This window comes from Nocardiopsis sp. ATB16-24, from assembly GCF_030271535.1.
Classification (GTDB): Bacteria; Actinomycetota; Actinomycetes; order Streptosporangiales; family Streptosporangiaceae; genus Nocardiopsis.
In genome coordinates this window covers 78,408-103,464 of sequence record NZ_JASCXJ010000018.1, presented here as the reverse complement: position 1 = coordinate 103,464, position 25,057 = coordinate 78,408, and the positions used below count along the sequence as shown (strand labels likewise).

The window sequence follows — 25,057 nt, the reverse complement described above, 5'->3', positions numbered from 1 at the left end:
CTTAACCGGTTCAGTTCTGTGTGCTCAGGGGGGCTGATGGGGGGTTTGATGCGGCGTCCGACCATCGTGGACATCGCCAAGGCCGCGGGGGTCTCCAAGGGGGCCGTGTCCTACGCCCTCAACGGACGTCCGGGCGTCTCCAAGGAGACCCGTGAGCGCATCCTGGAGATCGCCCGCGAACTGGGATGGGCGCCCAGCGGCCCGGCGAGGGCGCTCTCCCCCGGCGGGCGGATCGGTGCGATCGGTCTGGTGATCGACCGTCCCGCCCACTCGCTCGGACTGGAACCCTTCTTCATGCAACTGATCTCGGGCATCGAGACGGAGCTGGCCGCCTCGGGGGTGGACCTGTTGTTGCAGGTCACCGAGGACACGGGGGCCGAGATCGCCGTCTACCGACGTTGGGCCGCCGAACGCCGGGTCGACGGTGTGGTCCTGGTCGACCTGCGGGTGGACGATCCACGGGTCGAGGCGGTGGAGGAGCTCTCGCTGCCCGCCGTGATGCTGGGCGGTCCCGAGGGCGTGGGCTCCCTGCCGTGCCTGTACACCGATGACGCCGCCTCCGTGCGCGAGGTCGTGCACTACCTGGCCGCGCTCGGCCACCGGAACATCGTCCAGGTGGCGGGACCGGAGCACTTCGTGCACACCCGCACCCGTGTGGAGGCCTTCGGGGAGGCGGCGGCGCAGGCCGGACTCGACCGGGCCCGCTCGGTGCACGCCGACTACACGGGCGAGGCCGGCACGAGGACCACGCGCAGACTGCTGGCCGCCACCGACCGGCCGACCGCCCTGGTCTACGACAACGACCTCATGGCCGTGGCGGGGCTGGGCGTGGCGCACGAGATGGGTGTGGACGTGCCCTCCCAGCTGTCCATCGTCGCCTGGGACGACTCGGTGCTGTGTCGTCTGGTCCGCCCCTCCCTGACCGCGATCGTCCGCGACGTGGTGTCCTACGGGCGCCAGGTGGCGCTGATGCTGGGCGAGGCGATCGCGGGTGGACGGGTGGAGGACCGGGAGACGGCCCGGGGCGAGTTGTATCCGCGGGCCAGCACGGGTCCGCGGGCCGTGTGATCCTTCCGTTCCACGACGGCGCCGTGCGCGTTCGCGCGAGGTCCGGCGACCCTGGGCGGAGGCGCGGGGGCATGCCCCCACCACCAGCTCAGCGCGGGCAAACTGACTGGCATACCCGCATCTGCGCTGTTACAAGCCAATAACAGCGAAGTCATGGGGATTGACGGACTTCCAGCGGGCATGTTGTTGTTAACCTCACTTACCCGGTTCAGCAACGGTCCTGCGCGCTCACCCCTGGGAGCGCTCCCACCCCTCCGGCTCTCGGAGGGGACTCCCCCCACAGGCCGACCGGGTGGAAGGAGGAGTCGAGATGAGAGTCCTGCGGCTTCCCGCGGCGCTCGCGGCGCTGGCCATCGCGGCCACTGCCTGCTCGAGCGACGGAGGGGACAGCGGCGGCGGGGGAGAATACCCCCGTAACGAAACCCTGTACACCACAGGTACCGCGTGGGGTCCGCCGACCAGCTGGAACCCCATGATGCGGGGACAGTACACGGTCGGCACGATCGGTCTGGTCTACGAGCCGCTCTTCCTCTTCGACGGAGAGACGGGCGAGTACGTGCACTGGCTCGCCGAGAGCGACGAGTGGCCCTCCGAGAACGTCCACGAGATCACCCTGCGTGAGGGCGTGACCTGGACCGACGGCGAGCCCCTGGTCGCCGACGACGTCGTCACCACCCTGGAGCTCGGCAAACTCGACGGGTCTCCCTACAGCAACGTCTGGAACTACGTCGAGAGCGTCGAGGCCACCGACGAACGCACCGTCACCGTCACCTTCTCGGAGAACCGTCCGCAGGAGTGGATGAACTGGGCCTACGCCAACCCGATCGTTCCGGACCACATCTGGAGCGAGCTGTCGGAGACCGACGTCACCGACGGGCCCAACGAGAACCCGGTCGGTACCGGCTCCTACGTCTACGAGTCCCACACCGACGACCGCATGGTCTGGGAGCGCAACGACGACTGGTGGGCCACCGAAGCCCTCGACCTGGACATGGACGCGCGCTACATCGTCGACATCGTCAACGCCTCCAACGAGGTGACGATGGGCATGCTGAACCAGAACGAGGTCGACCTGTCGAACAACTTCCTCCCCGGAATCGACCAGGTCCTCAACAGCAACGAGAACATCACCAGCTTCTACGACGGCCCCCCGTACATGAAGAGCGCCAACACGGCGTGGCTGGTGCCGAACCTGACCCGTGAGCCGCTCGACGACCCGGACTTCCGTCAGGCGCTCGCCCACGCCATCGACCTCGAGCAGATCGTCGAGGGCCCCTACGCCAACCTCGTGCAGCCCGCCAGCCCCACTGGTCTGCTGCCGGAGTGGGACGACTACATCGACCACGAACTGGTCGAGGACAAGGGCTTCACCTACAGCGCCAGCGAGGCCGTGGCCATCCTGGAGGAGGCCGGCTACCTGGACGAGGACGGCGACGGTTACGTCGAGACGCCCGACGGCGAGCCCATCTCCCTGACCCTGGAGGTCCCCTCCGGCTGGACCGACTGGATGGAGGCCGCCCGACTGATCGCGACCAACGCCCAGGACGTCGGCATCAACATCGAGGCCCAGTTCCCCGACTTCGACCTGTTGGTGGACAACCGCAACGCCGGTGAGTTCGACCTGATCATCAACAACGAACGGCAGCTGAGCAACACGCCGTGGACCTACTACGACTACCTCTTCCAGCTGCCGGTCCAGGAGCAGCAGAGCACGGTGAACTTCCACCGCTACGAGAACGAGGAGGCGTGGGCCCTCACCGAGCAGCTCGCCGCGGTGCCCGTGGACGACGTCGAGGGCGCGGCCGAGATCACCTCGCAGTTGCAGGAGATCCAGCTGACCGATCTCCCGGCCATCCCGCTCTGGTACAACGGCCTCTGGGCCCAGTCCACCAACGAGTACTGGACCAACTGGCCCAGCGAGCACGAAGGCACGCCCAACAGCCCGGCCACCCTCTGGAACGGATGGTTCGAACTGGGCGCCATCACCACCCTCGCGGAGATCGAACCGGTCGAGTAGGAGCGGGGGAGCCACACCTCTCCCCTTTCCGCTGACCGCTCCCATCCCCGGCCGAGGCCCGGCGCGAAAAGCCCGGCCGGGGAGCCCCTGGCGGGCGCGGCGCGGATCCCCCCACTGGATCCACGCCGCGCCCCGCCGGGGCCCTCGACTGTCCGTCGCCATCACCTGGAGGAAAGTGTGTGGCGCTACATCGGTCGTAAGCTCTTCGTCTACCTGCTTACGTTCATCGTCGCGGTCACCATCAACTGGATGATCCCGCGTTTCATGCCGGGCGACCCCGTCCGGAGCATGCTCTCCCGTGCCTCGGTGGGCGACCCCGAAGCCCTGGAGCGCATGACCAACTACTACAACGAGGTCTTCGGCCTCGACCAGCCGCTGCACCAGCAGTACCTGAGTTTCTGGTCGGGCCTGTTCAAGGGCGATCTGGGCATCAGCACGATGCTCTACCCGCAACCCGTCCTCGACATCATCCTGCGCGCGGTGCCCTACACCCTGGGCCTGCTGATCCCCGCGATCCTGCTCAGCTGGATCATCGGTAACCGCTTCGGCGCCTTCGCCGCTCGCAGCAAGGTGCTGGACAACACGGTCCTGCCGGTCGGGTACATCCTCACCGCAACGCCGTACATGTGGCTGGCCCTGCTGCTGGCCTGGAGCCTGGGCATCGTCGCCGGGGTCTTCCCTGTCGCCGGCGGCTACAGCTACTCCCTACGCCCGGACTTCAGCTGGATGTTCATCTCCAGCCTGCTCACCCACTGGTTCCTGCCCTTCCTGTCCCTGTTCATCGTGGCGCTCGGCGGCTGGGCGATCGGCATGCGCAACATGATCATCTACGAGCTGGAGGCGGACTACGCCAACTACCTCCAGGCCCTCGGCGCCCCGCGCAGGCTGGTCCGGCGCTACGCGTTCCGCAACGCGATGCTGCCGCAGATCACCGGACTGGCGGTCCAGCTGGGAACGATCATCGCCGGGGCCCTGCTCACCGAGATCGTGTTCAACTACCCGGGTCTTGGCACCCTCATCCTGAACTCCCTGAACAGCCGCGACTTCTTCCTGCTCCAGGGCATCTTCCTGTTCGTGGTCGTCGGCGTACTGATCGCCAACTTCATCATCGACATCGTCTACGTGCTGATCGACCCGCGTACCCGGGTCCAGATGACGGGAGGCTCCTCATGACGAACGTCGCCGGAGCTCCGGGCACCGCGGACGCCGCGGGCGCCCCCGAACCGGCCGGCGAGCGCAAGGGCTCCGAGACCCTGCACTTCGCCCGGCGCAACCCCAAGCTGCTCATCGGCCTGGGCATCGTCCTGGTCTTCCTGCTCATCGGCGTCATCGGCCCGTTCTTCGTCAGTGACAGCCCCAACGACTACGTCGGACCCAAGAGCCGGCCGCCCAACGGCGAGTACTGGCTCGGCACGAACACCTTCGGCCAGGACATCTGGGCCCAGTTCGTGTACGGGGTGCGCGCCACCTTCCTCATCGGTGTCTTCGGCGGAGGCGTCGCCTTCCTCATCGGCACCGCGGTCGGTTTCGTCGCCGGTTACAAGGGCGGGATCATCGACGAGATCCTCAACATGCTCACCAACGTGGTCCTGGTGCTGCCCGCGCTGGTCGTGCTCATCGTCGCGATCGCCTACCTGGACGTGCGCGGACTGTTCGTCCAGGGCGTGTTCATCGGCCTGACGACCTGGCCGTGGGCGGCGCGTGCGGTCCGCTCCCAGGCCCTGTCGCTGGCCACCCGCGACTACGTGGACCTGGCCCGGCTCAGCGGGCGGCGCACCTGGAAGATCATCACCACCGAGATCGCGCCCAACATGAGCTCCTACCTGGTGATGTCCTTCATCCTGCTCTTCGGCGGCGCGGTCCTGACCGCCGCGGGTCTGGACTTCATCGGCCTCGGTCCGTCGAACGGCGTGTCCCTCGGCCTGATGCTGGAGAGCGCCGTGAAGTGGAGCGCCCTGCAACTCGGCATGTGGTGGTGGTTCATTCCGCCGGGGCTTGGCATCACGGTGATCGTGGGTTCGCTGTACATCCTCAACGTCGGGTTGGACGAGGTCTTCAACCCCAAGCTGCGGGAGCTGTGATGACTCTTCGCGTCAATGACCTGAAGGTCTACTACCAGACCCTGCGCGGGGACGTCCACGCCCTGGACGGCGTCACGTTCGACCTCGCGGACGGGGAGATCATGGGCCTGGCCGGCGAGTCCGGCTGTGGCAAGACCACCCTGGGCAAGAGCCTGATCCGCCTGGACTCGCGGATGCGCCACGTCGGTGGCACCGTCGAACTGGACGGCAAGGACGTGCCCGTCGGCGACGACGAGGCGATGGTCCCGTTCAGGTACCACGAGATCTCGCTGATCCCGCAGTACGCGATGAGCGCGCTCAACCCCACCCGCAAGATCGGGCGGATGGTCAACGAGCTGTTGCGCGCACGCGGTGTCCGCCCCGCCGACATCGCCGACGAGCTCAAGCGGCGGCTGGAGCTGGTCGGCCTGGACCCCGACGTGCTCGACCGCTTCCCGATCGAGCTGTCGGGCGGGATGAAGCAGCGCGTGGTCATGGTGATCTCCACCCTGCTCAACCCCTCGCTGCTCATCGCCGACGAGGTCACCTCGGCCCTGGACGTGTCCACGCAGCGGGCGGTCGCCGAGTCGCTGGTGGAGTTCCGCGATCGCGAGTACGTCAAGAGCATGATCTTCGTGACCCACGACATCTCGCTCGTGTACCAGATGGCGGACACGATCATGGTGATGTACGCGGGCCACATCGTGGAGAAGGCGTCGGCCAAGACCGTCATCAACGAGCCCAGGCATCCCTACACCCAGATGCTCATCGGCGCGCTGCCCGAGGTCGGCTCCACCACGGTGCAGGGCCGACTGGAGGGCATCCCCGGTACCCCGCCGGGACTGCTCGACCCGCCCACCGGCTGCCGGTTCAAGGACCGCTGCCCGTTGGCGTTCGACAAGTGCTCCGAGCGGCCGCCGCTGGTGGAGATCGAACCCGGCCACTGGGCCGCCTGCTGGAAGACGGGGTGAGGTAGACCGTGCTGGAACTCAAACACGTGCACAAGGTGTACAGGGTGGGCGCGTTCGGCGGCGGGCGCCTGCGCGCCGTCCGCGACGTCAACCTGACGGTGGAGCCGGGCGAGGTCGTCTCGCTGATCGGTGAGAGCGGCAGCGGCAAGAGCACCATCGGCAAGATGGTGCTGGGCCTGACCAGGCCCTCGGCCGGGAGCATCACCTTCGAGGGCACCGACATCACCACGATCCGGGGCCACTCCGCGCGCAAGGAGTACTACCGCCGGGTGCAGGGGGTCTTCCAGGACCCGTTCAGCTGCTTCAACCCGATCTTCAAGGCCGACCGGGTCTTCGAGATGATCCGTACCTCCTACTTCCCGGAGACCTCGACCCCGGTGTGGCGGGAGAAGGTCCTGGACGCGCTGGCCACGGTGCGTCTGGATCCCGACAACGTCCTCGGCAAGTATCCGCACCAGCTCAGCGGCGGCCAGCTCCAGCGGTTGCTGATCGCCCGCGCGCTGCTGCTGGACATCAGGCTGTTGGTGGCCGACGAGATCATCAGCATGCTGGACGCCTCCACCCGTATCGACGTGCTCAACCTGCTCGCCGATCTCAAGGAACGCGGGCTCGGCATCCTGTTCGTGACCCACGACCTGTCGTTGGGCAACTACGTCAGCGACAGGTCGGTGATCCTGCGCAAGGGCGCCATCGCGGAGATGGGTCCCACGTCCAAGGTGTTCGACAACCCGCTGCACCCCTACAGTCGCCACCTGCTCTCCTGCGTGCCGCAGCTGCACAGGACATGGGCGGAGGTCGACGCCGAACTGGAGGCCGACCCGCCCGAGGACGTCGTGTTGCCCGTGGCGACGGACGATGCCTCGGCGCCGCTCCTGGAGGTCGAGGAGGGCCACTTCGTGGGAATCGACCAGGGCTGAGCCCCGCCCCCTCGCCTGGCGCCCGCCGTCCCCGCGGGCGCCTCGGCTTGGGTCCGTGCCCTTCCGCCGTGCGTACCTCCTTCCGGGGCGTTTCGCCCCGGGGACGACCCCTTCCCGAGAAAACGCCGACCGGGGAAGTCCTGGGGCGGTACCCGGACGAACACGGCGGTTCTTCGTACGGAGGCCGCGGTGGCTTCGGAAAAACCGAAATGTGACACGCCCCCCGAGCCCTGGGCGCGGTTTTACGGGGAAGTGTGCTTCCTTGAGGGTTTTCGTGCGCCTCGGCACCGGGACCCCGCGCCGGATCCGAGCCCGCTCATGGCCGGGGAGGGTGGGCGGACCGGCCCTGAAGTGCGTGAACCGGGGGTCGGTGGCCGTGGACCCACCAGCGGTCGTCGGTGGTGCGTCCGTCACGTGGGCCACACCCTTACCCCTCGGGGCTCCGAATATTCCCTCCGCGGCCGTGCGTGTTGCCACATCGGAATGCTTCGCTTCCGCTCCCGACTGTGGTAACTTCGAGGAAGATTGTTAGTCGTTGAATTTCGCAGTTGGTGTCTTGCCCGCGGAGTTTGTGACCGGCGGGCGGTTTCTCTGAGAAGTCGGCTCGCGGCAATTTGCGGGCGTGAGTATGCGCCCGTGTACACCGAGCTGAAGGAGATCAATATGGCTCAGGGAACTGTGAAGTGGTTCAACGGCGAGAAGGGCTTCGGCTTCATCTCTCCCGACGACGGTGGCCCCGACGCCTTCGTTCACTACAGCGCCATCCAGGGTTCGGGCTTCCGTAACCTGGAGGAGAACCAGCGCGTGGAGTTCGAGGTGGTCAACGGCACTCGCGGCCCGCAGGCCGAGAACGTCGTCGCTCTCTAGAACGCACAACGTCGTAGAACGCCCCGGAAGGCAGAGCCTTCCGGGGCGTTCTCGTTGCGGTGCCGACTCCTGTTCGGGGCCATGCGCGTCCGGCCCCTCGGGGTGTCCGGCCGTTCGCCGGACACCCCGTCTCGTTCGCCGATGACGGCCGCGGCTCAGGCGCCGAACCCGGTCAGCTTCCAGATCCAGGCGCCGATCACACCGCCCAGCAGCGGACCGAGGATGGGGACCCAGGAGTATCCCCAGTCGGACGACCCCTTGCCCGGGATGGGCAGAAGCGCGTGGGCGATGCGGGGACCCAGGTCACGGGCCGGGTTGATGGCGTACCCCGTCGGGCCGCCCAGGGAGAGTCCGATCCCCAGCACCAGAAGACCGATCAGCAGCGGGGCGATGCCGGTGGTGAACAGGCCGCTCAGGTCGGCGCCGCCCTCGACGGACACGTGTCCGGAGTTCGCGCCGATGCCCAGGACGCCCAGGAGCAGTATCGCGGTGCCGATCACCTCGGTGACGAAGTTGGCGGCCTTGCGGCGTACGGCCGGGACGGTGCTGAAGATGACCAACTTCGTCTCGGGCTCCTCGGTGAGTTCCCAGTGCGGCAGGTAGGCCAGGTAGGCCAGGACGGCGCCGGTGAATCCGCCGACCACCTGTGCCGCCATGTAACCGGGCACCATGGCCCAGTCGAAGTCGCCGATACTGGCCAGGCCGAGGGTGACGGCCGGGTTGATGTGGGCGCCGCTGGTGGCGCCGACGACGTAGACGGCGATCGCGACCGCCATACCCCAGCCGAACGTGATGACGATCCAGCCGCCGCCGAGGGCCTTGGACCGTGCGAGTAGGACTCCGGCGACGACGCCGCAGCCGAGCAGTGTCAGGATCGCCGTACCGATGAACTCCGCCAGATACACCATGAGGACCTCCGCCCCTTCAGGGGGAGCCGGGTCACGGGAGGTCTCACCCGACCGCGCGGGTTCACGGCGCGGTGTGTACGGGATAATCGGACGCACCCGTCACAGGAATGGGATGGAAGCGGAGCGCGTTCCGCGCCCCGCGGACCGCTCCCGGGGGTCGAAGGTGGCAGCCGGGACCCCTGGGAGTGGTTTCGGTGGGGTGTTCACCCCCTGTCACGCGTCCTCGTGCTCGACCCAGTCCAGGGTGCGGTGCACGGCCTTCTTCCAGTTGTGGTACTCGCGCTCGCGGACGGTGGACGACATCTTCGGTGACCACGAGGCCGACTTGTGCCAGTTGGCGCGCAGGGTCTCCATGTCCGGCCAGTACCCCACGGCGAGCCCGGCGGCGTAGGCGGCGCCCAGACAGGTGGTCTCGGCGACCAGCGGACGGACGACCTCGGTGTCGAGCACGTCGGCCAGGGACTGCATGAGCAGGTCGTTCTCGATCATGCCGCCGTCCACCTTCAGCGCGGTCGGTTCCGCGGGGGAGTCGGCGTCCATGGCGTCGACGACCTCACGGGTCTGCCACGCGGTGGCCTCCAGCACCGCGCGCGCGATGTGGCCCTTGTTGACGTAACCGGTCAGTCCCGCGATGACCCCGCGCGCGTCGCTGCGCCAGTGCGGGGCGAAGAGACCGGAGAAGGCCGGCACGATGTAGCAGCCGCCGTTGTCCTCCACGGTGAGGGCCAGGTCCTCCACCTCCGGAGCGGTGGAGATCAGCCCCAGGCTGTCGCGCAGCCACTGCACAAGGGCCCCGGTGACGGCGATGGACCCCTCCAGGGCGTACACGGCCTGTTGGTCGCCGATCTTGTAGCCCAAGGTGGTGAGCAGACCGTTCTGGGAGGTGATCGGCTCGGTGCCGGTGTTCATGACCAGGAAGGTGCCGGTGCCGTAGGTGCCCTTGACGTCACCGGGGTCGAAGCAGGTCTGGCCGAACAGGGCGGCGTGCTGGTCTCCCAGGGCGGAGGCGACGGGGGTCCCGGCCAGGTGTCCTCGCGCCTGGCCGTAGACCTCCGAGGAGGAGTGGATCTCGGGCAGGACGGCCTCGGGGATGTCCATGGCCTCCAGGATCTCCGGATCCCACTGTAGGGTGGCCAGGTTCATCAGCATGGTGCGGCTGGCGTTGGTCACGTCGGTGACGTGGCGGCCGGTCAGCTTCCAGATGATCCAGGAGTCCATGGTGCCGAACAGGACCTCGCCGCGTTCGGCGCGCTCGCGCAGGCCCTCGACGTTGTCCAGCAGCCAGCGCAGCTTGGGTCCGGAGAAGTAGGTGGCCAGAGGCAGTCCGCACTTCTCGCGGAAGCGGTCCTGACCGGCCTCGCCTCCGAGCCGGCGGACCAGGGTGTCGGTACGGGTGTCCTGCCAGACGATGGCGTTGTGCACCGGCTCGCCGGTCTCGCGGTCCCAGACCAGCGTGGTCTCGCGCTGGTTGGTGATGCCGATGGCGGCGATCTGGTCGGGAGAGACGTCCTTCTTGGCCAGAGCCTCGCGGATGACCGTCTCGACGTTGGTCCAGATCTCCTCCGCGTCGTGCTCGACCCATCCGGGTCTGGGAAAGATCTGCTTGTGCTCACGTTGGTCGACCGAGACGATGTTCCCGTCCCGATCGAAGAGGATGCAGCGGCTCGACGTGGTCCCCTGGTCGATCGCGGCGATGTATTGCTGGCTCATCGGGTGCTCACCTTCAGGTGGAGGGCTCCGGCCAGGGTCGGGCGTACGCGAGTTCGGGCGTACCCGCCGCCCCGGGTGCGACGCCGACATGGGAGCGGAGTCGGTTTTCTTCCGTCTCCTTCCCACGGCAGCGCATTCTGACGCTCTTGTGTGCTTGTCACGTAAAAAGTGCCAGGTGGAGGGAAAGCGGGAAAGTCGCCGCGCGGGGCAAGGCCTCCGACGGAAGAGGGGCGGGCGTGTCCGTCTCACGACGAGAGGGCTACGGGAGTGCTCCCATGATCATCGTCGTCGTATGCGAACGCACCGGAGCCGCGTCCTCGGGGCACCCCGGGGCCGGCCCCGGGGTGCCCCGAGGACACGGAGACCCGAAAGGAGACCCCGAAAAGGGCCTCACAGGTCCGCGGCGGCCTTGGCCACGCCCCGAGCGGCCCGGTCGATGTCGTCGTCGGTGATCTCCAGGTGCACCACCAGACGGACGGCGTCGCCGATGCCGACCCCGGCGACGCCGTGGCGCGCGAAGGCCTCGGCATAGCGGGAGCCCTGTCCGCCCGGGGCCTGGACCAGCACCATGTTGGTTCGGGCCAGCGCGGTGAGCCCCGACATCTCGTTGATCATCCGGGCCAGTTCCGCGGCGCGCTCGTGGTCCTCCACCATCCGCTCCCGGTGGTGGCGCAACGCGTACAGCGCACCGGCGGCGATGACGCCGGCCTGACGCATGCCCCCGCCGAGCAGCTTGCGTCCGCGTCGCGCCCGCGACACGCTGTCGGCGTCCCCGGCCAAGGCGGAGCCCACGGGGGCGCCCAGTCCCTTGGAGAAGCACACCGACACCGTGTCGAACCCTTCGGCGACCTCCGCGGGCGTCGCCTCCAAGGCGGTGGAGGCGTTCCACAGGCGTGCCCCGTCCAGGTGCGCGCGCAGCCCGTGCCGATGCGCGAAACCGGTCACTCGACGCTGTTCGGGCAACGGCACCACCCGACCGGTGAACGTGTTCTCCAGCCACACCAGGGCGGGCTCGGCCCGGTGGACGTCGTCGCGGCCCGCGATCCACGACTCCAACAGCTCGTCGGTGGGGAAGATCCCCTCCGAGTACAGGCGGGGGAACGCCCGGGCCAGCACCACCGTGGCGCCCTGTTCGTTCCCGATGAGGTGGTGGTGCTCGTGTGCCCAGACCTCCTCACCACTGCGGACGGACACGTACAGTCCCAGCTGGTTGGCCATGTGCCCGGACGGCACGTACAGCGCGGCCTCCTTGCCCAGGAGGCCCGCGGTCTCCTCCTCCAGCTCCCGCACGGTCGGGTCCTCGCCCCACACGTCGTCGCCGACCTCGGCGTCGGCCATGGCCCTGCGCATGGCCGGGGTGGGGCGGGTGAGGGTGTCGGAGCGCAGGTCGATCATGGCTGTTTCCTCCTGGTGGGACACGGGCCCGGTGCGGGGTCCGTCAACGACGATACTGTCCCGTCCTCACCCGTCCCCGATCCGGTCCAGGGCCAGCGAGAGCCGGCGCAGCGACTCCAGTACCCGTCGGCTGTCCTCCTCCCCGAGTTCGGTGACCAGGGCCTCGGCCATCCGGGTGTGGTCGGGGTCGATCCGGCGCAGGGTGTCCAGGCCCCGCTCGGTGGGGGCGAGCAGCTTGGCGCGGCTGTGCGCCGGGTTCGGTCGGTACTCGGCCAGCCCCTGTTCCACCAGCAGGTCGGCGAGGCGCTGCACGCTCTGACGGGTGGTGCCGAGGCGCCGCGCGATGGCCGACACCGACAGGGGCTCCGTGGTCACGGCGCCCAGCACCTGCCAACGCGCGGCGGTCAGCCCGGCCGAGCGGGCCAGTTCCTCGGCCACCGACAGGAGCTGGCCGTTGAGGCGGAAGACGGTGAGCGCGGTTCCGGCGAGCAGCTCGGAGGGGCCGTTCTCGGTGTGCGCCATTCTCAGGTCCCCTCCACCAGGACGTGGTAGGCGCTGGGGTCGTGCTCAGCGTGCAACCGGTACCAGGCGTCGAGGACGCGGGGTGTGTACAGGTCCAGGACGGCGAAGATCTCGCGGGCGAACTCCATGGGCGCGGTGGGGCCGGCGGTGACGAGGCCGCCGTCGCGGACCGCGAGCCGGTCCCGGTAACGCCCCACACCGGCGTAGCCGGTGGCCAGCAGGTACTCCGGTGCCGCGCTGGTGTGCTCGCGGTGGTCCAGCAGACCTTCGCGCGCGAGGCCGGCGGTGGCCCCGCAGATGGCGGCGACGGGCACTCCGGCGTCGAGCCAGATCCCCGCGGCCGAGGCGAAGGGGGAGAGGGACTCGGGGTCGGTGTCCCAACCCTCGGCCCCCGGCAGGATCAGCATGGCGCTGGCGGAGGGTTTGAGCTGAGGAAGGGTCAGGTCCGGAAGGATGGTCAACCCTCCGGCGGTGGTGACCGGTGCTCCGGTGAGGCCGACGGTCACCACGTCGTAGCGGTCGGGACCGCGCTGCCGGTCGCCACCGCGGATCGTCGCGGTGGCGTGCCCGATCTCCCAGTCGGCGAGCTGGTCGTAGACGGCGAGGTGGACGGTCTTCCCGGTGTCTTCTTTCATAGCAGCATGCTGTCAATTCGACAAGGTGCTGTCAACGAAGCGGGCGGCCGATCCGCAGGGCTTTCCAGGTCCCGTACGTGCTCGGGGCACCACGGTATTGCGTGGAGGCGGGAAAGGGGGCCCGAATCCGAAGATCGGACGTCCTCACGGGGGCGCGTCGCCAGGGTGCTCGGCCCACGTGGTCCGTCCACCGAAGACACGAGCCACGGCGGGGCCGGGCCGGTGTCCTCGACCGTCCACGGGGTGCCGGGGGACGGCCTCGTGGGCTCTTCGCGTGAGAGCGGAGGAAGGCGGCCCCGTGTGGTGGGAGAAGGCGTCTTCGTGGAGCACGGTGCGCGCCCGCCGGAGGGTGTGTCCGACCCGCTCTTGGAGTCCACCGAGGACTTCGCGGTGCCGGATCCCCTCCACGTCGGAGGTCTCGGGAGCCACGCCCCCGGCCATGACCGGGAGAGGACCGCGCCGGGAGCCTGGCGCGCTCCCGAGCGCGGGGCCGGAGGAGAAGGGAGCGGGACCGCGGTGGACGGGGCTCCGCCGGTGTCCACCGCGGCGGTCTCAGAGCAGGCCCTCCTTGTAGGCCCTGGTCACCCAGGGGACCACCTCGTCCAGAGTCTCCTCCAACGTGGTCGTCGCCTCCCAGCCCAAGAGCTCACGGGCCTTGGAGACGTCGGGTTGGCGCTGTGCCACGTCGGTCGGGTAGGGAGGGTCGTTCTCGATCCGCAGCACGGCCTCGGGTCCCCGGACCTTGAGGTGGATGAGTTCGGCGAGTTCCCGAATGGTGCACCCTGTCGGTGAGGAGAGATTGAAGTCCTCGTTCAGCGCGCGGGGGTGCTCGATCGCCGTCGCGATCCCCGAGGCGAGATCGCGCGCGGCGGTGAAGTGGCGTACCTGCTGACCGGAGCCGAGGATGCGGAGGGGATCCTGGCCCAAGAGCAGCTTGTGGATGAGGTCGGGCACGACGTGGCTCATGGCGATGTCGATGTCGCCCGATTGGGTCGTGGGAACGCCCACGGCCTTGACCTCTCCCGTGCCGACGCAGTTGAAGGGTCGGATGATGGTGTACGGCAGTCCGTACTGCTCGTGCGCGGCCCGGGCGAAGTACTCGACGGCCAGTTTCTGGAAACCGTAGGCCATCCGGGGTGGTGGGATCGTCAGTTCCGAGCCCTCGGCCGTCGGCCACGAGGTCGAGGCGTCGAAGACCATGGAGGAACTGATGAAGACGGCTTTCCGTAGTGACCCCGTCCGGTGTGCGGCGATGGCGGCGTCGCACGCGGCCGCCGTGATGCGCTCGTTCGTCGCGAGGATGTCATAAGGGAAGGTGTGGAGATAGGGGACGCCCCCGACCAGGGCCGCGCCGGCCACGAAGTAGTCGCATCCCGTCGCCAGGTCGGTGATGAGATCGACGTTCCTGGCGTCGTCGAGGATGAACTCGTACCTGGAGTGGACGATCGGAGAAACCGCGTCTCCGTATTTCGAGTTGTCGTCGACCCCCACGACCTCGTGTCCGCGGGTGAGGAGTTCCTGGACGAGATAACGGCCGATGAAGCCGTTGGCCCCCGTCACCAGTGTTCTGACCATCTGAGGGTTCTGCCTCTCCGATGAAGCCGTTGACCTTGGTTGTGCGGCCCGTGGCACGCGGGCCGGTTCTCACCGTGGTGCGGTGAACGTTGTGGGAGAGTGTCAGAAAAGGAAGCCCATGCGATGGTCCGCTCTGAGCTTCTCCATGTCCAGACCATGGTCCCGGAGCATCGACTGGGCGTACCCCTTGATCTCGTCCGACGCGATGCCCGCCTCCGAGGCCAGCTGGTCGGCCTGGCGGGCGCTCAGTTCGGCGTAGTGTTCCGAAAGACCCCTGTCGGAGAGTTCGTCCGCCAGGAGGACCTCGAACAGGTCCGTCAGGCGAAACCTCGCCAGGTACTCGTTGCTCGCGCCCTCGTTCCTCATACGCTGCCGGTACCCGCTCGCTCCGACGTGGATGATCCTGTCCGTGATCTGTCGGTTCCCCTCACTCAGCCGCCGGGCGCGCAGGCCGTTCTGACGGAGTACGGCCTCGGCCAGGATCGGGGTGTCGATGAGCCAGCCCGTGCGCGGCATGTCGGGACCGAACCACCCCACCGCTCCGGCGCGGTTGCGGCTGTTCACGGTCCGGCCGTTCGCGTAGATGTCGAGCAGCCCGTCGTGAGGACTCAGGGAGCCGTCGTCCTCACGTCCGAGCACGTCGCCCAGTGCGTCCAGCTGGTGCTGTCCGGCGACGCGTGAGATCGCGTAAGGGGAGATGCGGCCGGCGTTGGTGGGCACCTGTGCGTAGCTGTTCAGCGTTGTGCCCGTGTCCGCCAAGGGTTTGCGGATGTTCCGCGACCACATGACGAGCGGTGTCTTCGCGAAGCCGAGCGGTTCGTACGTGAAAGCCGCGTGCGCACTGGTCGTCTCGTCGATGTCGGCCAACAGTTCCGACCACAGTGAGGGATCCAGGACAAAGCAGTCCGCGTCGACCCAGCCGAAGTCACCGGAGGTGCTGTCCATCAGCATCTCGTACATCAGCTCGTTGTCGAAGTTCAAGGGATGGTTGAAGACGAGGTGGCCGGCTGCGGAAAGGTAGTCGATCTCTTTTTCGGCGAGATTCGCGCAGACCAGGACGATGTGGACGTCTTTCGGTATGAATTCGAGAGCTTTCACGGCGAAGTGAAGACCGCCGTTGATGAAGCTCATGCCGAGGATCGGCTCGTCGGTTCCGTGTAAACCGTTCTCCCGCAGAAATTCTTCAAATGCCTGGCGCACGGGGAGTTCGAGTAGGTCAAGCTCTTTCTCCGAGGCAACGGGCGTCCGGCGGTACACGGGATTCATAGGGGGCTCGCTTCGGGGGTGATCGTGATCAGGCTCTTGGTTTCCTGAATGATAATGGGGGCTGTCGACATGCTTGGACGAGGTCGGGGTTCGAACCCCGACCTCGTCCAAGAGTAGGTTCGGGAGAGTCAACTTTCAACACCGTGGCCGCCTGAGTTTCATGGAAGTCAAAGGTCGACATAAGCTCCGAGGCGGATTCCCGATCAGGAGTGGGAGATGTCAGGTGACAAGACGGGCACACAGTGTGGTGTGGCAGGACGCGACCTTCGGCGCGGACCACGCGGACCCCGAGCGCGCCGCCGACGCGCTCACCAGGGCTCTTGAGGGGCTGCCCTTCAGTTCGGACCCGGACCTGGTCCCCCTACGGCCCATGGTCATGCGGCGCGAGGCGCTCGACGAGCTGGGGAGCGCGGCCCGAGAGCTCGTGAGCCTGGTCGAGCGTGTGTGCCGGCGGCTCACCGAGGACCCGTGGGAGCTGGCCCGACTGTCCGGGATGCGTCCCGACCAGGTGCCGTTCATCGGGGCGGGCGGGGTCGAGGACGAATGGTCTTTCGCCGCGTGCAACGTTCGACCCGACGCGTACATAGTGGACGGAACACCGATGTTCCTTGAGTGCAACTTCGGTGCGGCGAACAGCGGGCCGATCACCTCGCACATGCTCCGCAAGACTTATCATTCCCTCTACGGGATCTCACCCCGACCGCTTCGGGGAGAAGCCGAAGGTGCCTTCGAGGCACGTGCCGACTTCTATAGGAGAATCTGTGAGAAGCGGGGAGTTCCGCTTCGGGTCGCGATTTTGGGGACGATGCGGGAAGAGGATATCGACGACCCGCGTTATTTTGGCGTCGAAGCCGAGTATCTGGAGTCGGTGGGGATTGAAAGCTCTTTTGTCGAACCCGAGGAGCTGGCCGATGACCCACGGCGGTGGAGTGTCGTACAGAAGCACTTTCTTCCCGAGGAGTGGATTCGGCTCGGGATTCCCTTGGAAGGAATTTCCAAGGCGCATCGGGAATCGGCTTTCATGGTCTCGGACTCAGGCCTGAGTCTGTCCAGTAAACGTGTGTTCGCGTGGCTCGGTTCCGGCCAGGTCCCTCTGTCGCAGAGTGAGCGGGAGTTCGTGAGACGCCATGTTCCGTGGACGCGCGAGGTCGTGGCCGGTCCCGTCGACTTCGAGGGGCGGGAGCACGGTATCGAGGAGTTGGCGCTCCGCTCCAGAGAGAAGTTCGTGCTCAAACCGGTGAACGCCTGCGGAGGGGAGGGGGTCGTGGTCGGCCGTGCCACCACGGACGAGCGATGGAAGGCGGCTCTGACGGCCGCGCTCGGCTCGGGGAACCACGTGCTCCAGGAGTACATCGAACCGGACGCGGGTCGGATGGAGTTCTGGGACCGTGCTTCCGGCCGGGTCCGGGACCTTGAGGTCGACTACGTGCTCGGTCCCTACATCGTCGACGGAGTGAGCGCCGGATGCACGGTTCGTCATGTCCAGAAGGGGCGGAACGGAGTCGTCAACCACGCCCGAGGCGCCGCGCTGAACATCGTGCTTCCGGCGGATCCCGCGGAATCCTGAACCCGATCGGGAGGCACGCGGCCGCGAAGTGAGCGGCGATGGGAGGCCTCCCGCCACCGACCCTCACCGGGGACACCCCGAGCCTCGGGCGCCGGAGGAGCGGCTCCCCTCCTCCGGCGGCCCGGCGAAGCCCGGGACGACCTCTCGGTCCCTGGGTCGGACATGGATCGGGTTCAGGCCCCGATCACCGTGCCCAGGGAGGAGCCGGCGGTCGAGCCGGGCAGGCCGGGCCAACCTTCTCCTGCCGGCTGCTGGGCGAAGATCCCGCTGTCCGCTCCGTCGACGACGTAGGGACCCAGGAAGACGGGGTTGTCGACGGCGACCATCCGCTCCTCCTCGATACTCCAGTACAGGGAGCGCCAGGAGTCCGGCTGTACGAGTTCCTGGACGATGTGGTCCTCGGAGGAGACGGCCCGTTCGACCTCCTGCCGCCACCGGCTCTCGTCGGTGAAGCGGCCGATCACCACGCCCCGGGAGCCGAAGAGGTGGAAGGGCTTGAGGACCGCCCGTTCACGGTTGTCCAAGGCCCACGTGACCGGATCGACCTTGTGCCCGTCCCTGAGCGCGTGGTGTTCGGAGAGGCGGGCCGTCCAAGGTATGTGGTCGACCACCCGACGATCCGCCGCGGACAGGTGTTCGCTCTGCCGAAGGTCGGCGAGGATCGCCTTGCTCGTGAAGAGCTGGGAGAGGAGGCTCCCATGGAAGGTGGTGCCGCTCGCCCGTTCCAGTGCGATGATCGCGTCCCGGTGCTCCACCAGACGGCCCGAGAGCATGAAGTACCGTACCGCCCGCGTGTAGCGTCGTCCTCGCCAGACCAACACGCCGTCGTCGACGTCGAGTTCCTCCACCGGCACGAAATCGGCGGTGATGCCACGGGAGGAGAGGAACCGCGCCTGGTGCTCCGCCCATCGGAGCGCCCCCTCGTCGGAGGAGTCCACGGACGAGACGAGAGCGACGCGACCGGCCGTGTCTCCTCCACCCGTACGCAGCCACGCCGCCAACCCGGCGAAGAAGCTTCCGGCCACGAGCTCGTGGGCCTGGGAGAGGGAACGGCCCACCTGCGTTTCCAACAGGGTCTCGTTGAGCACCGGTGTCGAGGTGGAGCCGTTCAGACACGTACCGATGTTCACTTCGAGTGCGTACGGGGTCCCCCCGGACACCAGGAAGTCGGTTCGACAGGACTCCACCGCCGGCCCCAGTGGTTTCCCCGTGTTCAGGATCCACCGCTCCGACTCCGGCCATCCGACGTGGTCGGCCAGGCGGTGGAGGTCTCCGTCCGCCAGGGCCAGGGCGTGTTCGACCGCCAATTTGTGGAGCCTTCGTCCCAGTCCGTGCAGGCGGGCGACCGCGGCTCGGGCAACGACGAACGGCTGGAGCGGGATCAGGCCCCCTGCGTTCCAGATGCTCAGATGGCTCGCGTGGTCGCGGATACGGCCGACTTCGTCGCGGAGAGTTCCGGGAGGAATCTCCGCGAGACGTCTACCCCATTCATAGTGCACAGGAGAAGGTTCGATCGGGGCATGCTCATTTTCACTCGGAAGCATGCCTTTCAGCATAGACCAAAGTCTTCTTCAGTAGGCAAGAGAAAGGGATTGGAAGTGCGGTTCCTTTGCTTTAGGGACCTTTTTCGGGCACGAGTGGAAGAGGGTCGGGACCGTCCTGGTCCCAGGACGCGCGTACGTCTGTTCCGTTCGGCGGACCTGTGCGTCCGGTGGTCGAGGGCCCCAGGCGGGGCGTCCTTCTTCCGAGGAGTGGAGCCCGCGGCCCGCGCATGGCGGCGCGCGGTCCATGCGGAGCGTGGTCCTTGAGGGAACGCCGTCAGAGCCTTCTCCTGAGGAACTTCGGCACGCGCAAGTTCCATCGGGAGGCGCCCGTGCTCGGTGACACGCTCACGGACCCGGGCCCTCCCACGCGGGGGCGGCCCATGAGAGGGGACGCGACCGGAGGCATTCCCGGCCCAGGTCCTCCCGGTGGGGGAAGGGTCGGAGCGGATCCCCTTTCCGCTCGGGTCGTCCTCCGACGAGGCGCGGCGAGGGACGCAATATATTTATTATCGCGTTTCGATATCGCCTCATTTTTGTATCTGGTTGATCAAAGCTAATATCTTGACTTCATTCTCCTTCTCTGGAAGGGTGTGCGCATGCGATTGCAAGCCCGATTCTGGCGCCTGGCGTTCGCGTCCGGAGTGTCGAATCTCTCCGACGGCCTGGTCAGCGTCGTCCTACCGCTTGTGGCGCTCCAGTCCACCGGGTCGGCCCTTGCGGTCGCTGCGGTCGCCGCCGCGACGCGCCTGCCATGGCTGTTGTTCGCGCTGCCGGTGGGCGCCGTGATCGACAACGTGGACCGCCGCGCGCTCATGGTGGGTGCCCAGATCTTCCGAGGTGTGGGACTGGCGGTTCTGGCCGTCTCCGTGGTCACGGGCCTGGTGGCGGTCTGGCAATTGGTCGTTCTGGCCCTGTTGTTGGGCACCGCCGAGGTCCTGTACGACTCCGCCTCGCAGACGATGCTTCCGTCCGTGGTCCCGAAGGACTCCCTTCCGGCGGCGAACAGCAGGCTTTTCGGGATCGAGGCGACGGCGAACACCTTCATCGGCCCGCCCTTGGGAGGGCTGCTGGTCGTCCTCGACTCGCAGACCGCCATCGCGGCCGGGGCCGTCGCCTACCTCGGCGCGGCCGTTTTCGTGCGTTCCATCCCCGGAGACTTCCGCCCGCGGGTACGGCCGGAAACGTCGTCCGTGGAACCCGTCGGTCCGTCGGTTTCGGGATCCAGGCCAAGCCTTTCGGTGGCGGGCACGGTGGTCGGGATTCGCGAGGGGCTCCGGTACCTCCTGGCGGACGCGGTGCTGCGACGGCTGTCCATCCTGGTCGGGGCGGTCAGTTTCACCATGGGAGCGATCGGTGTGATCCTGCCGGTGCACGTCGTCGAACCGGGACCGATGGGGTTGAACGAGGCCGGCTACGGCCTGCTCGTCGCCTCTTCGGGGATCGGGGCGGTCCTGGCATCGCTGACCTCCGAGCGGGTGCTCAAGCGACTTCCCACGGTGTGGTGCCTGCGTTCCGCCATCATCGCGGTCGCCCTGATGCAGTTCACGCTTCCCTCCACCCAACCGGTGCTCGTGGGACTCGCTCTGGCGTGGGGCTCCTTCTTCGTCGTCCTTTGGAACGTGGTCACCGTTTCCTACAGGCAGGCGGCGGTCCCGGACCATCTCCTGGGGCGTGTCAACTCCGCCTACCGGATGTGCGCCTGGGGCTTTGCGCCGCTCGGTGCGCTCGCCGGTGGCGCTCTGGCGGCCGCGACCAGCACGGGGGTGGCCTTCACCGCCGCGGGGGCCTGTACTCTCCTCATGGTCTTCGTCGTCTGGGGCATCAGGGGAATCGCCTTCCCCGGGCGCGGTTAGACCGTTTCCCGTCCGGTCTCGTCGGCTTCCCCGCCTCAGGCGGGGAAGCCGACGAGAACAAGGACGGTCGGGGCTTTCGCGCCTCGGAAGGCGTCGGCCCCTCCCGCCCGGAGCGCCCGAGGACCGAAGGAGACTTCTCTGTGTCCACCTCGGGCCGGGAGGAACGAGCCGCCGCCCCCGGTTTCGAGGAGGGTGCGGCCCCGCCGCTCCCGCGGAGGGGTCCGACGGGGGTCAGTCGACCACGAACACGCTCGCCAGTGCTCCGGTCTCCGCGCTGATCACACCGCCCGAGCCGATGAGGGAGCCGGTCCTGGCGAGGTAGCCGGTCACCTGACCGTCGATCACGAACGGACTGATGACCGCAGCGGTGTCCAGGAGTTCGTGCGTGGCGGAGGGCCCGTGCCAACAGGAGAGGGAGAAGGTGTCCGGGTGGGTGTAGACCTGGACGATGTACCTCTCCTTGAGGCAGTCGTCGACCGCGGCCGCCCACTCGGCCTCTCCGGTCGTCCTCCCCACGACGACGCCATGGCCGCCGAAGCCGTCCACGGGTTTCAGGACCAGTTCCTCCCGGTCGCGTAGGACCAGGGGCAGCAACTCCTGCCGGACCCCCTTGTACACGACCCGTGAGTCCTGGAGCTCGGCCGTCCAGGGGACGTGGCGTTGGATCGTCCGGCGGTCTCTCTCGGGAAGGTCCTCCGCCGAGGAGGTCAGCCAGGCGAGCACGGTCTTACTGGAGAACAGGGACGACAGGTCGGGGTTGGCGACGAACGTCGAGTCGCGGTCCACGGCCGCCTCCAGGGCCGCCATCGGCTCACCGTCCCTGTACGCCCCCGCCGCGATGAACTTCTGAAGGAAGAGGTCCATCGGCGGCTCCGACCCGCGTCGCAGCCCGCCGTCCTCGGTCAGATCCTCCAGTTCGACGAAGAAGGCGTCGATACCGTGTGCCGCCGCGTCTTCGACGACCTCGGCGAAGGTGGCCTCACTGTGCCCCGCGATGCCCATCCGCAGTCGTCCGAGAGCGCCCCTGTCGCGTGCGATGCGAGTGAGCAGCTCGCGTCTGGCCTGGACCGTGCGGCCCGATCGGACGCCGTGTTCCCGACGGAACTTCTCCGCGGCCGAGCTTCCCCAGAGCAGCGGATCCAGTCGGGCGAGGTCCTCGATCCCGCCGATGGCGCTTCCGATGTTGCATTCCAGGACCTTGGGAACGCCCTGCGAGACGACGATGTCGGGTCTTGCCTGGCTGGCGGCCCACCGATTGTAACTTTCGCGTTCGGACAGGAGCGGGCTCGGCTCGATTCCCAGGAGGTGGGCCAGCCGCCGAGGTGAGGAGGTACGCCGCATGCACTCCTCCACCGCGAGCCTGACCACCTCGCGGCCGGCGTGTGCGACCTCGTCGGCGGTCCGCCTTGACAGGAGCACGGGGCTGATGGGGAGGGGGACCTCCGGGTTGTACGGTGAGGCGACCGACAGGCCGGATCTGACCGCCTCGGCCAGTTCGGGTACTTCGGGTGCCCGCTCGGTCAGCAGCGTGTGCCATTGCCGGGACAGGGCGGATTCCGTGGAGTTCACAGACCTCAACAAGACTCCCAGGGGTGTGGGGTCGGACAGGATCGGGAAGCGGTGCGCTACTCGGGCGTGTGCATACGGAAAGTCGTGTTGGCGACCCCTCCTGTGATCCCCGAGACCACGTCGCCCAGCCCCGAGTCCGAATGACGGACCAATATGCCCCCGCACCGTTCTCCGATGAGCAGGGGACCGTACACCACACGGCTTTCCGGCCGCATCACCCGTTCGTGGACATCCGAGTAGACCGGGATCGGCAGGAGATCGGTCTCGATCCGTCGCTGTACGACATGATCACGGGATCCCAGAGCCTCGTCGACGAGGGACAGCCATTCCGATTCGGTGCACTCGCGTCCCACCGTGACGGTATGCGCCGAATGCCCCTGGTTTCCCTTCAAGAGGAGATCGTGCTGTTCGCGAAGCAGGCGCTCGCGTACGGCTCGCCTGCTGGAGCCGAGGGTGCCGGGAGCCTCCACGATGTGCGTCTCGGGGATGTGCCGTTCGACGAAGGCGCGGTCCTGGGCGGACATACGATCGGCGGCCTCGGTGATCCAGGCGAGGATCCGTTTGCTCGCGAGCGGTCCCGCGGCCTCGGGGGAGAGCACGACGGCGGCGTCCTCGGCGATGACGCGTTGCAACGGCTCGATGTCGATACCGGCGGCGGGGGCGTCCGCGGAAACGAACATCCGTAGGAGGATGTCGAGGCGGACCCGGCCCGCGTAGGCCTTTCCGTGCCGGACCCGGACATCCTGTGCCGGGACGTACACGGCGGGTATCCCGTGGGTGCGCAGTTCGTCGATGAGATCGATGTAGGTCTCTTCGCTTCCCCCCTTGTCCTCATCGTGTCGGAAGCCTACGATTCCGACGTGCGGCACGCGTCGATCCATCGAGTCGCCGACCGCGCACAGAAGTCGTGACAGAGCGGATGCGACACCATTGGTAGAAACCGGATGTTCCCGCCAGACCTCCCGCAGGTCGGCCCTCCTCAAGAAGGCCCTGTCCAACCTGGAAAGCTGGGTCATGCCGCCGAGGGCGCTGTTGACGTTCACCTCGAAGACCTTCGGGACGCCGTTCGCCATGCCGATGTCCGGCCTCGCCATGGCGGACGCCCAGCGGTTCTGTACAGGAGAGTCGCTCCACAGGGAGACCGGCGGGTACTCGAAGTCCACCGCCCGGGCCAGGTCCCGATAATCCCCGGCACGGCTGAAGGCGACCTCCCGGAGGAGCCGCATGACCCGCTGGGCGGTCCGGACCATGTCCTCGTACCGGTCCGGGGCCATCAGCACGGGCCGTAGTGGAATGGGCGAACCGGGAGAGCGAAAGCCGTCCGAACTCATGATCATATCCAGCGACCGAGCGTATTCAGCGGCCTCCGAGTAGTCGATCACGTCGTCGATGTGCATTTCAGGGCCATCGTCCGATGGTATTTCGGGGCGGTCACTGGGTTTGGTGCTGCTTGGCAATGTCGGATCTTTCTGGGCATGCCCTGGCAGGGTTACGTTCCGTGCTGTTTCACGATGCGGGCATCTCGCCCGTAGGTTGCAGTTGCATGATTAATGGTGGAAACCCTACCATTTTGCCCTCGGTGTGGCTAGAGTGTCCGGGAGACACCGATCAAGGTTTGAGTGATGCAGAGAGGGCAGCTGTCAGGAATGCACGAGCTCGCGGCCAAGAGGGCCTCCGCCTTCCTTGAGGCATTGCAAGAGGAATGGCAGACCGAAGAAATACCGTCACTGTCGATATCTGACCGAGAGCCCGCTGTCGAGCTGTCGCGTGTGAAGATAGCCGACCCCATGGACCTCACGGATTCCGAGGTCGAAGAGCTCACAAGTGCATTCAATTCTCGTTTCGGGATGGTGGCGTTCGAATGCGAGCGGGTCGCCTCGGACGGCGGCCTCCACCCGCTTGCCAGGATCGGTGAGCGGCTCCGCGAGCACATCCCGGCGCGCTGGGCCGTCGACAACCGCTCCGACGGACCCGACGGAACGACCAAGATCCACGACCTGGGGACGCCGCAGGACAGCAGGTCCCTGACGTCGCTGGGCATGGCCGCCCATCAGGACGGATGGCTGAGTCTGCGCGGTGTGCTGTCGGTGACGGGTCTGTGGGCCGACTCCGCGCCGCTGCACGCCGCCTCGACGTACGGGCAGAACATCGTGAGGCTCGCGCTCGAACTGAGGGGCCGTGACGAGGAGGCGTTCCACAGCCTTTTCGTGGACGACGCGGTCACCATCCGACGGACAAAGGATGACACCGTCGTCGCGACCTCCCCGGTGTTGTACACCAAGAACGGATGGACCTATTCGTTCTTTCGGGAGCCGAATGACGAGTACGAGGTCGGCAGTCGGTCGCAGCACCCCGCGGCGTCCCGTGCCATTGATTTCCTGATCGCCCATTCGCATTTCGGTGCACATGGCTCTGCGTTCACAAAATTGGACCGCGCCGGGCGAGGTCTTATCTTCAACAACAGGCACTGCATTCACGGTCGAACGGCCTTCACTGACGATCAAAAGTCCGGCAAGAAGCGTATTATCGCCTCTAAGTGGTGGATTTGCGACCCAGAATACCGGAGTCTTGTCTGGGATTAGTGTAATTTTTTCTCCATCTGTCGGGAGAGGC

Annotated in this window: 20 protein-coding genes; 10 read left to right on the top strand and 10 right to left on the bottom strand. The window is 67.2% G+C overall.

Features of this window, described 5'->3' with window-relative positions; genetic code table 11:
• The first annotated feature begins 48 nt into the window (after positions 1-48).
• The 7 genes from PFX91_RS18315 to PFX91_RS18285 all read left to right on the top strand — a co-directional run bounded on the left by PFX91_RS18315 (position 49) and on the right by PFX91_RS18285 (position 7,900).
• Positions 49-1,068 (top strand): LacI family DNA-binding transcriptional regulator, encoded by a 1,020-nt coding sequence (locus PFX91_RS18315; protein ID WP_285733486.1) that lies wholly within the window; start codon positions 49-51, stop codon positions 1,066-1,068.
• Positions 1,069-1,378: 310 nt separating this feature from the next.
• Positions 1,379-3,085 (top strand): ABC transporter substrate-binding protein, encoded by a 1,707-nt coding sequence (locus PFX91_RS18310; protein ID WP_285733484.1) that lies wholly within the window; start codon positions 1,379-1,381, stop codon positions 3,083-3,085.
• A gap of 177 nt (positions 3,086-3,262) precedes the next feature.
• A complete protein-coding gene (locus PFX91_RS18305; protein WP_285733482.1) occupies positions 3,263-4,258 on the top strand; it encodes an ABC transporter permease in 996 nt (331 codons plus the stop codon).
• Positions 4,255-5,166: an ABC transporter permease gene (locus PFX91_RS18300; protein ID WP_285733480.1), complete on the top strand. Its 912-nt coding sequence runs from the start codon at positions 4,255-4,257 to the stop codon at positions 5,164-5,166. The genes PFX91_RS18305 and PFX91_RS18300 overlap by 4 nt, the downstream gene beginning before the upstream one ends.
• Positions 5,166-6,116, top strand: a complete 951-nt coding sequence (locus tag PFX91_RS18295; protein ID WP_285733478.1) for an ABC transporter ATP-binding protein — start codon at positions 5,166-5,168, stop codon at positions 6,114-6,116. The genes PFX91_RS18300 and PFX91_RS18295 overlap by 1 nt, the downstream gene beginning before the upstream one ends.
• 8 nt (positions 6,117-6,124) lie before the next feature.
• The gene (locus PFX91_RS18290) at positions 6,125-7,033 is read left to right on the top strand and encodes an ATP-binding cassette domain-containing protein (protein WP_285733477.1); all 909 of its coding nucleotides are present in this window, start codon (positions 6,125-6,127) and stop codon (positions 7,031-7,033) included.
• Positions 7,034-7,696: 663 nt separating this feature from the next.
• Entirely contained in the window at positions 7,697-7,900 is a 204-nt protein-coding gene (locus PFX91_RS18285; protein WP_285733475.1) for a cold-shock protein, read from the top strand.
• Between the two features lie 155 nt (positions 7,901-8,055).
• Here PFX91_RS18285 and PFX91_RS18280 read toward each other — a convergent pair whose 3' ends face one another.
• From PFX91_RS18280 to PFX91_RS18250, 7 genes are all read right to left on the bottom strand, one after another.
• Positions 8,056-8,808 (bottom strand): MIP/aquaporin family protein, encoded by a 753-nt coding sequence (locus PFX91_RS18280; RefSeq protein WP_285733474.1) that lies wholly within the window; start codon positions 8,806-8,808, stop codon positions 8,056-8,058.
• A 213-nt stretch (positions 8,809-9,021) separates the two neighbouring features.
• Positions 9,022-10,518 (bottom strand): glycerol kinase GlpK, encoded by a 1,497-nt coding sequence (gene glpK, locus PFX91_RS18275; RefSeq protein WP_285733472.1) that lies wholly within the window; start codon positions 10,516-10,518, stop codon positions 9,022-9,024.
• 390 nt (positions 10,519-10,908) lie between these two features.
• Entirely contained in the window at positions 10,909-11,913 is a 1,005-nt protein-coding gene (locus PFX91_RS18270) for a threonine aldolase family protein (protein WP_285733470.1), read from the bottom strand.
• A 66-nt stretch (positions 11,914-11,979) separates the two neighbouring features.
• A complete protein-coding gene (locus PFX91_RS18265) occupies positions 11,980-12,435 on the bottom strand; it encodes a MarR family winged helix-turn-helix transcriptional regulator (RefSeq protein ID WP_285733469.1) in 456 nt (151 codons plus the stop codon).
• A 2-nt stretch (positions 12,436-12,437) separates the two neighbouring features.
• Positions 12,438-13,070, bottom strand: a complete 633-nt coding sequence (locus PFX91_RS18260) for a DJ-1/PfpI family protein (RefSeq protein ID WP_285733468.1) — start codon at positions 13,068-13,070, stop codon at positions 12,438-12,440.
• A 552-nt stretch (positions 13,071-13,622) separates the two neighbouring features.
• On the bottom strand, positions 13,623-14,645 hold the full coding sequence (locus tag PFX91_RS18255) for an NAD-dependent epimerase/dehydratase family protein (protein WP_285733467.1): 1,023 nt from the start codon (positions 14,643-14,645) through the stop codon (positions 13,623-13,625).
• A 102-nt stretch (positions 14,646-14,747) separates the two neighbouring features.
• A complete protein-coding gene (locus PFX91_RS18250; protein ID WP_502888333.1) occupies positions 14,748-15,911 on the bottom strand; it encodes a hypothetical protein in 1,164 nt (387 codons plus the stop codon).
• A gap of 73 nt (positions 15,912-15,984) precedes the next feature.
• On the opposite strand from PFX91_RS18250, the gene PFX91_RS18240 reads away from it, so the two are divergent.
• Positions 15,985-17,478 (top strand): ATP-grasp domain-containing protein, encoded by a 1,494-nt coding sequence (locus tag PFX91_RS18240; RefSeq protein ID WP_285733464.1) that lies wholly within the window; start codon positions 15,985-15,987, stop codon positions 17,476-17,478.
• 173 nt (positions 17,479-17,651) lie between these two features.
• On the opposite strand, the gene PFX91_RS18235 is transcribed toward PFX91_RS18240, so the two are convergent.
• Positions 17,652-18,977, bottom strand: coding sequence for a hypothetical protein (locus PFX91_RS18235; protein ID WP_285733463.1), 1,326 nt, complete (start codon positions 18,975-18,977; stop codon positions 17,652-17,654).
• A gap of 641 nt (positions 18,978-19,618) precedes the next feature.
• Between PFX91_RS18235 and PFX91_RS18230 the strand changes: the two genes are divergently transcribed.
• The gene (locus PFX91_RS18230; protein ID WP_285733462.1) at positions 19,619-20,875 is read left to right on the top strand and encodes an MFS transporter; all 1,257 of its coding nucleotides are present in this window, start codon (positions 19,619-19,621) and stop codon (positions 20,873-20,875) included.
• A gap of 231 nt (positions 20,876-21,106) precedes the next feature.
• On the opposite strand, the gene PFX91_RS18225 is transcribed toward PFX91_RS18230, so the two are convergent.
• Both PFX91_RS18225 and PFX91_RS18220 read right to left on the bottom strand, forming a co-directional pair.
• Complete coding sequence (locus PFX91_RS18225; protein ID WP_285733461.1) at positions 21,107-22,444, bottom strand: hypothetical protein; 1,338 nt, start codon at positions 22,442-22,444, stop codon at positions 21,107-21,109.
• A gap of 56 nt (positions 22,445-22,500) precedes the next feature.
• Entirely contained in the window at positions 22,501-23,841 is a 1,341-nt protein-coding gene (locus tag PFX91_RS18220) for a hypothetical protein (RefSeq protein WP_285733460.1), read from the bottom strand.
• Between the two features lie 249 nt (positions 23,842-24,090).
• Here PFX91_RS18220 and PFX91_RS18215 point away from each other — a divergent pair, with 249 nt between their 5' ends.
• Entirely contained in the window at positions 24,091-25,026 is a 936-nt protein-coding gene (locus PFX91_RS18215; RefSeq protein WP_285733459.1) for a Fe(II)-2OG oxygenase family protein, read from the top strand.
• Positions 25,027-25,057 lie beyond the last annotated feature (31 nt).

Coding starts and splice junctions, on each gene's coding strand:
- PFX91_RS18315 (WP_285733486.1), top strand. CDS start 49: ATGCGGCGTCCGACCATCGTGGACATCGCCAAGGCCGCGGGGGTCTCC.
- PFX91_RS18310 (WP_285733484.1), top strand. CDS start 1,379: ATGAGAGTCCTGCGGCTTCCCGCGGCGCTCGCGGCGCTGGCCATCGCG.
- PFX91_RS18300 (WP_285733480.1), top strand. CDS start 4,255: ATGACGAACGTCGCCGGAGCTCCGGGCACCGCGGACGCCGCGGGCGCC.
- PFX91_RS18295 (WP_285733478.1), top strand. CDS start 5,166: ATGACTCTTCGCGTCAATGACCTGAAGGTCTACTACCAGACCCTGCGC.
- PFX91_RS18285 (WP_285733475.1), top strand. CDS start 7,697: ATGGCTCAGGGAACTGTGAAGTGGTTCAACGGCGAGAAGGGCTTCGGC.
- PFX91_RS18280 (WP_285733474.1), bottom strand. CDS start 8,808: ATGGTGTATCTGGCGGAGTTCATCGGTACGGCGATCCTGACACTGCTC.
- glpK (WP_285733472.1), bottom strand. CDS start 10,518: ATGAGCCAGCAATACATCGCCGCGATCGACCAGGGGACCACGTCGAGC.
- PFX91_RS18270 (WP_285733470.1), bottom strand. CDS start 11,913: ATGATCGACCTGCGCTCCGACACCCTCACCCGCCCCACCCCGGCCATG.
- PFX91_RS18265 (WP_285733469.1), bottom strand. CDS start 12,435: ATGGCGCACACCGAGAACGGCCCCTCCGAGCTGCTCGCCGGAACCGCG.
- PFX91_RS18260 (WP_285733468.1), bottom strand. CDS start 13,070: ATGAAAGAAGACACCGGGAAGACCGTCCACCTCGCCGTCTACGACCAG.
- PFX91_RS18255 (WP_285733467.1), bottom strand. CDS start 14,645: ATGGTCAGAACACTGGTGACGGGGGCCAACGGCTTCATCGGCCGTTAT.
- PFX91_RS18250 (WP_502888333.1), bottom strand. CDS start 15,911: ATGAATCCCGTGTACCGCCGGACGCCCGTTGCCTCGGAGAAAGAGCTT.
- PFX91_RS18230 (WP_285733462.1), top strand. CDS start 19,619: ATGCGATTGCAAGCCCGATTCTGGCGCCTGGCGTTCGCGTCCGGAGTG.
- PFX91_RS18220 (WP_285733460.1), bottom strand. CDS start 23,841: ATGCACATCGACGACGTGATCGACTACTCGGAGGCCGCTGAATACGCT.
- PFX91_RS18215 (WP_285733459.1), top strand. CDS start 24,091: ATGCACGAGCTCGCGGCCAAGAGGGCCTCCGCCTTCCTTGAGGCATTG.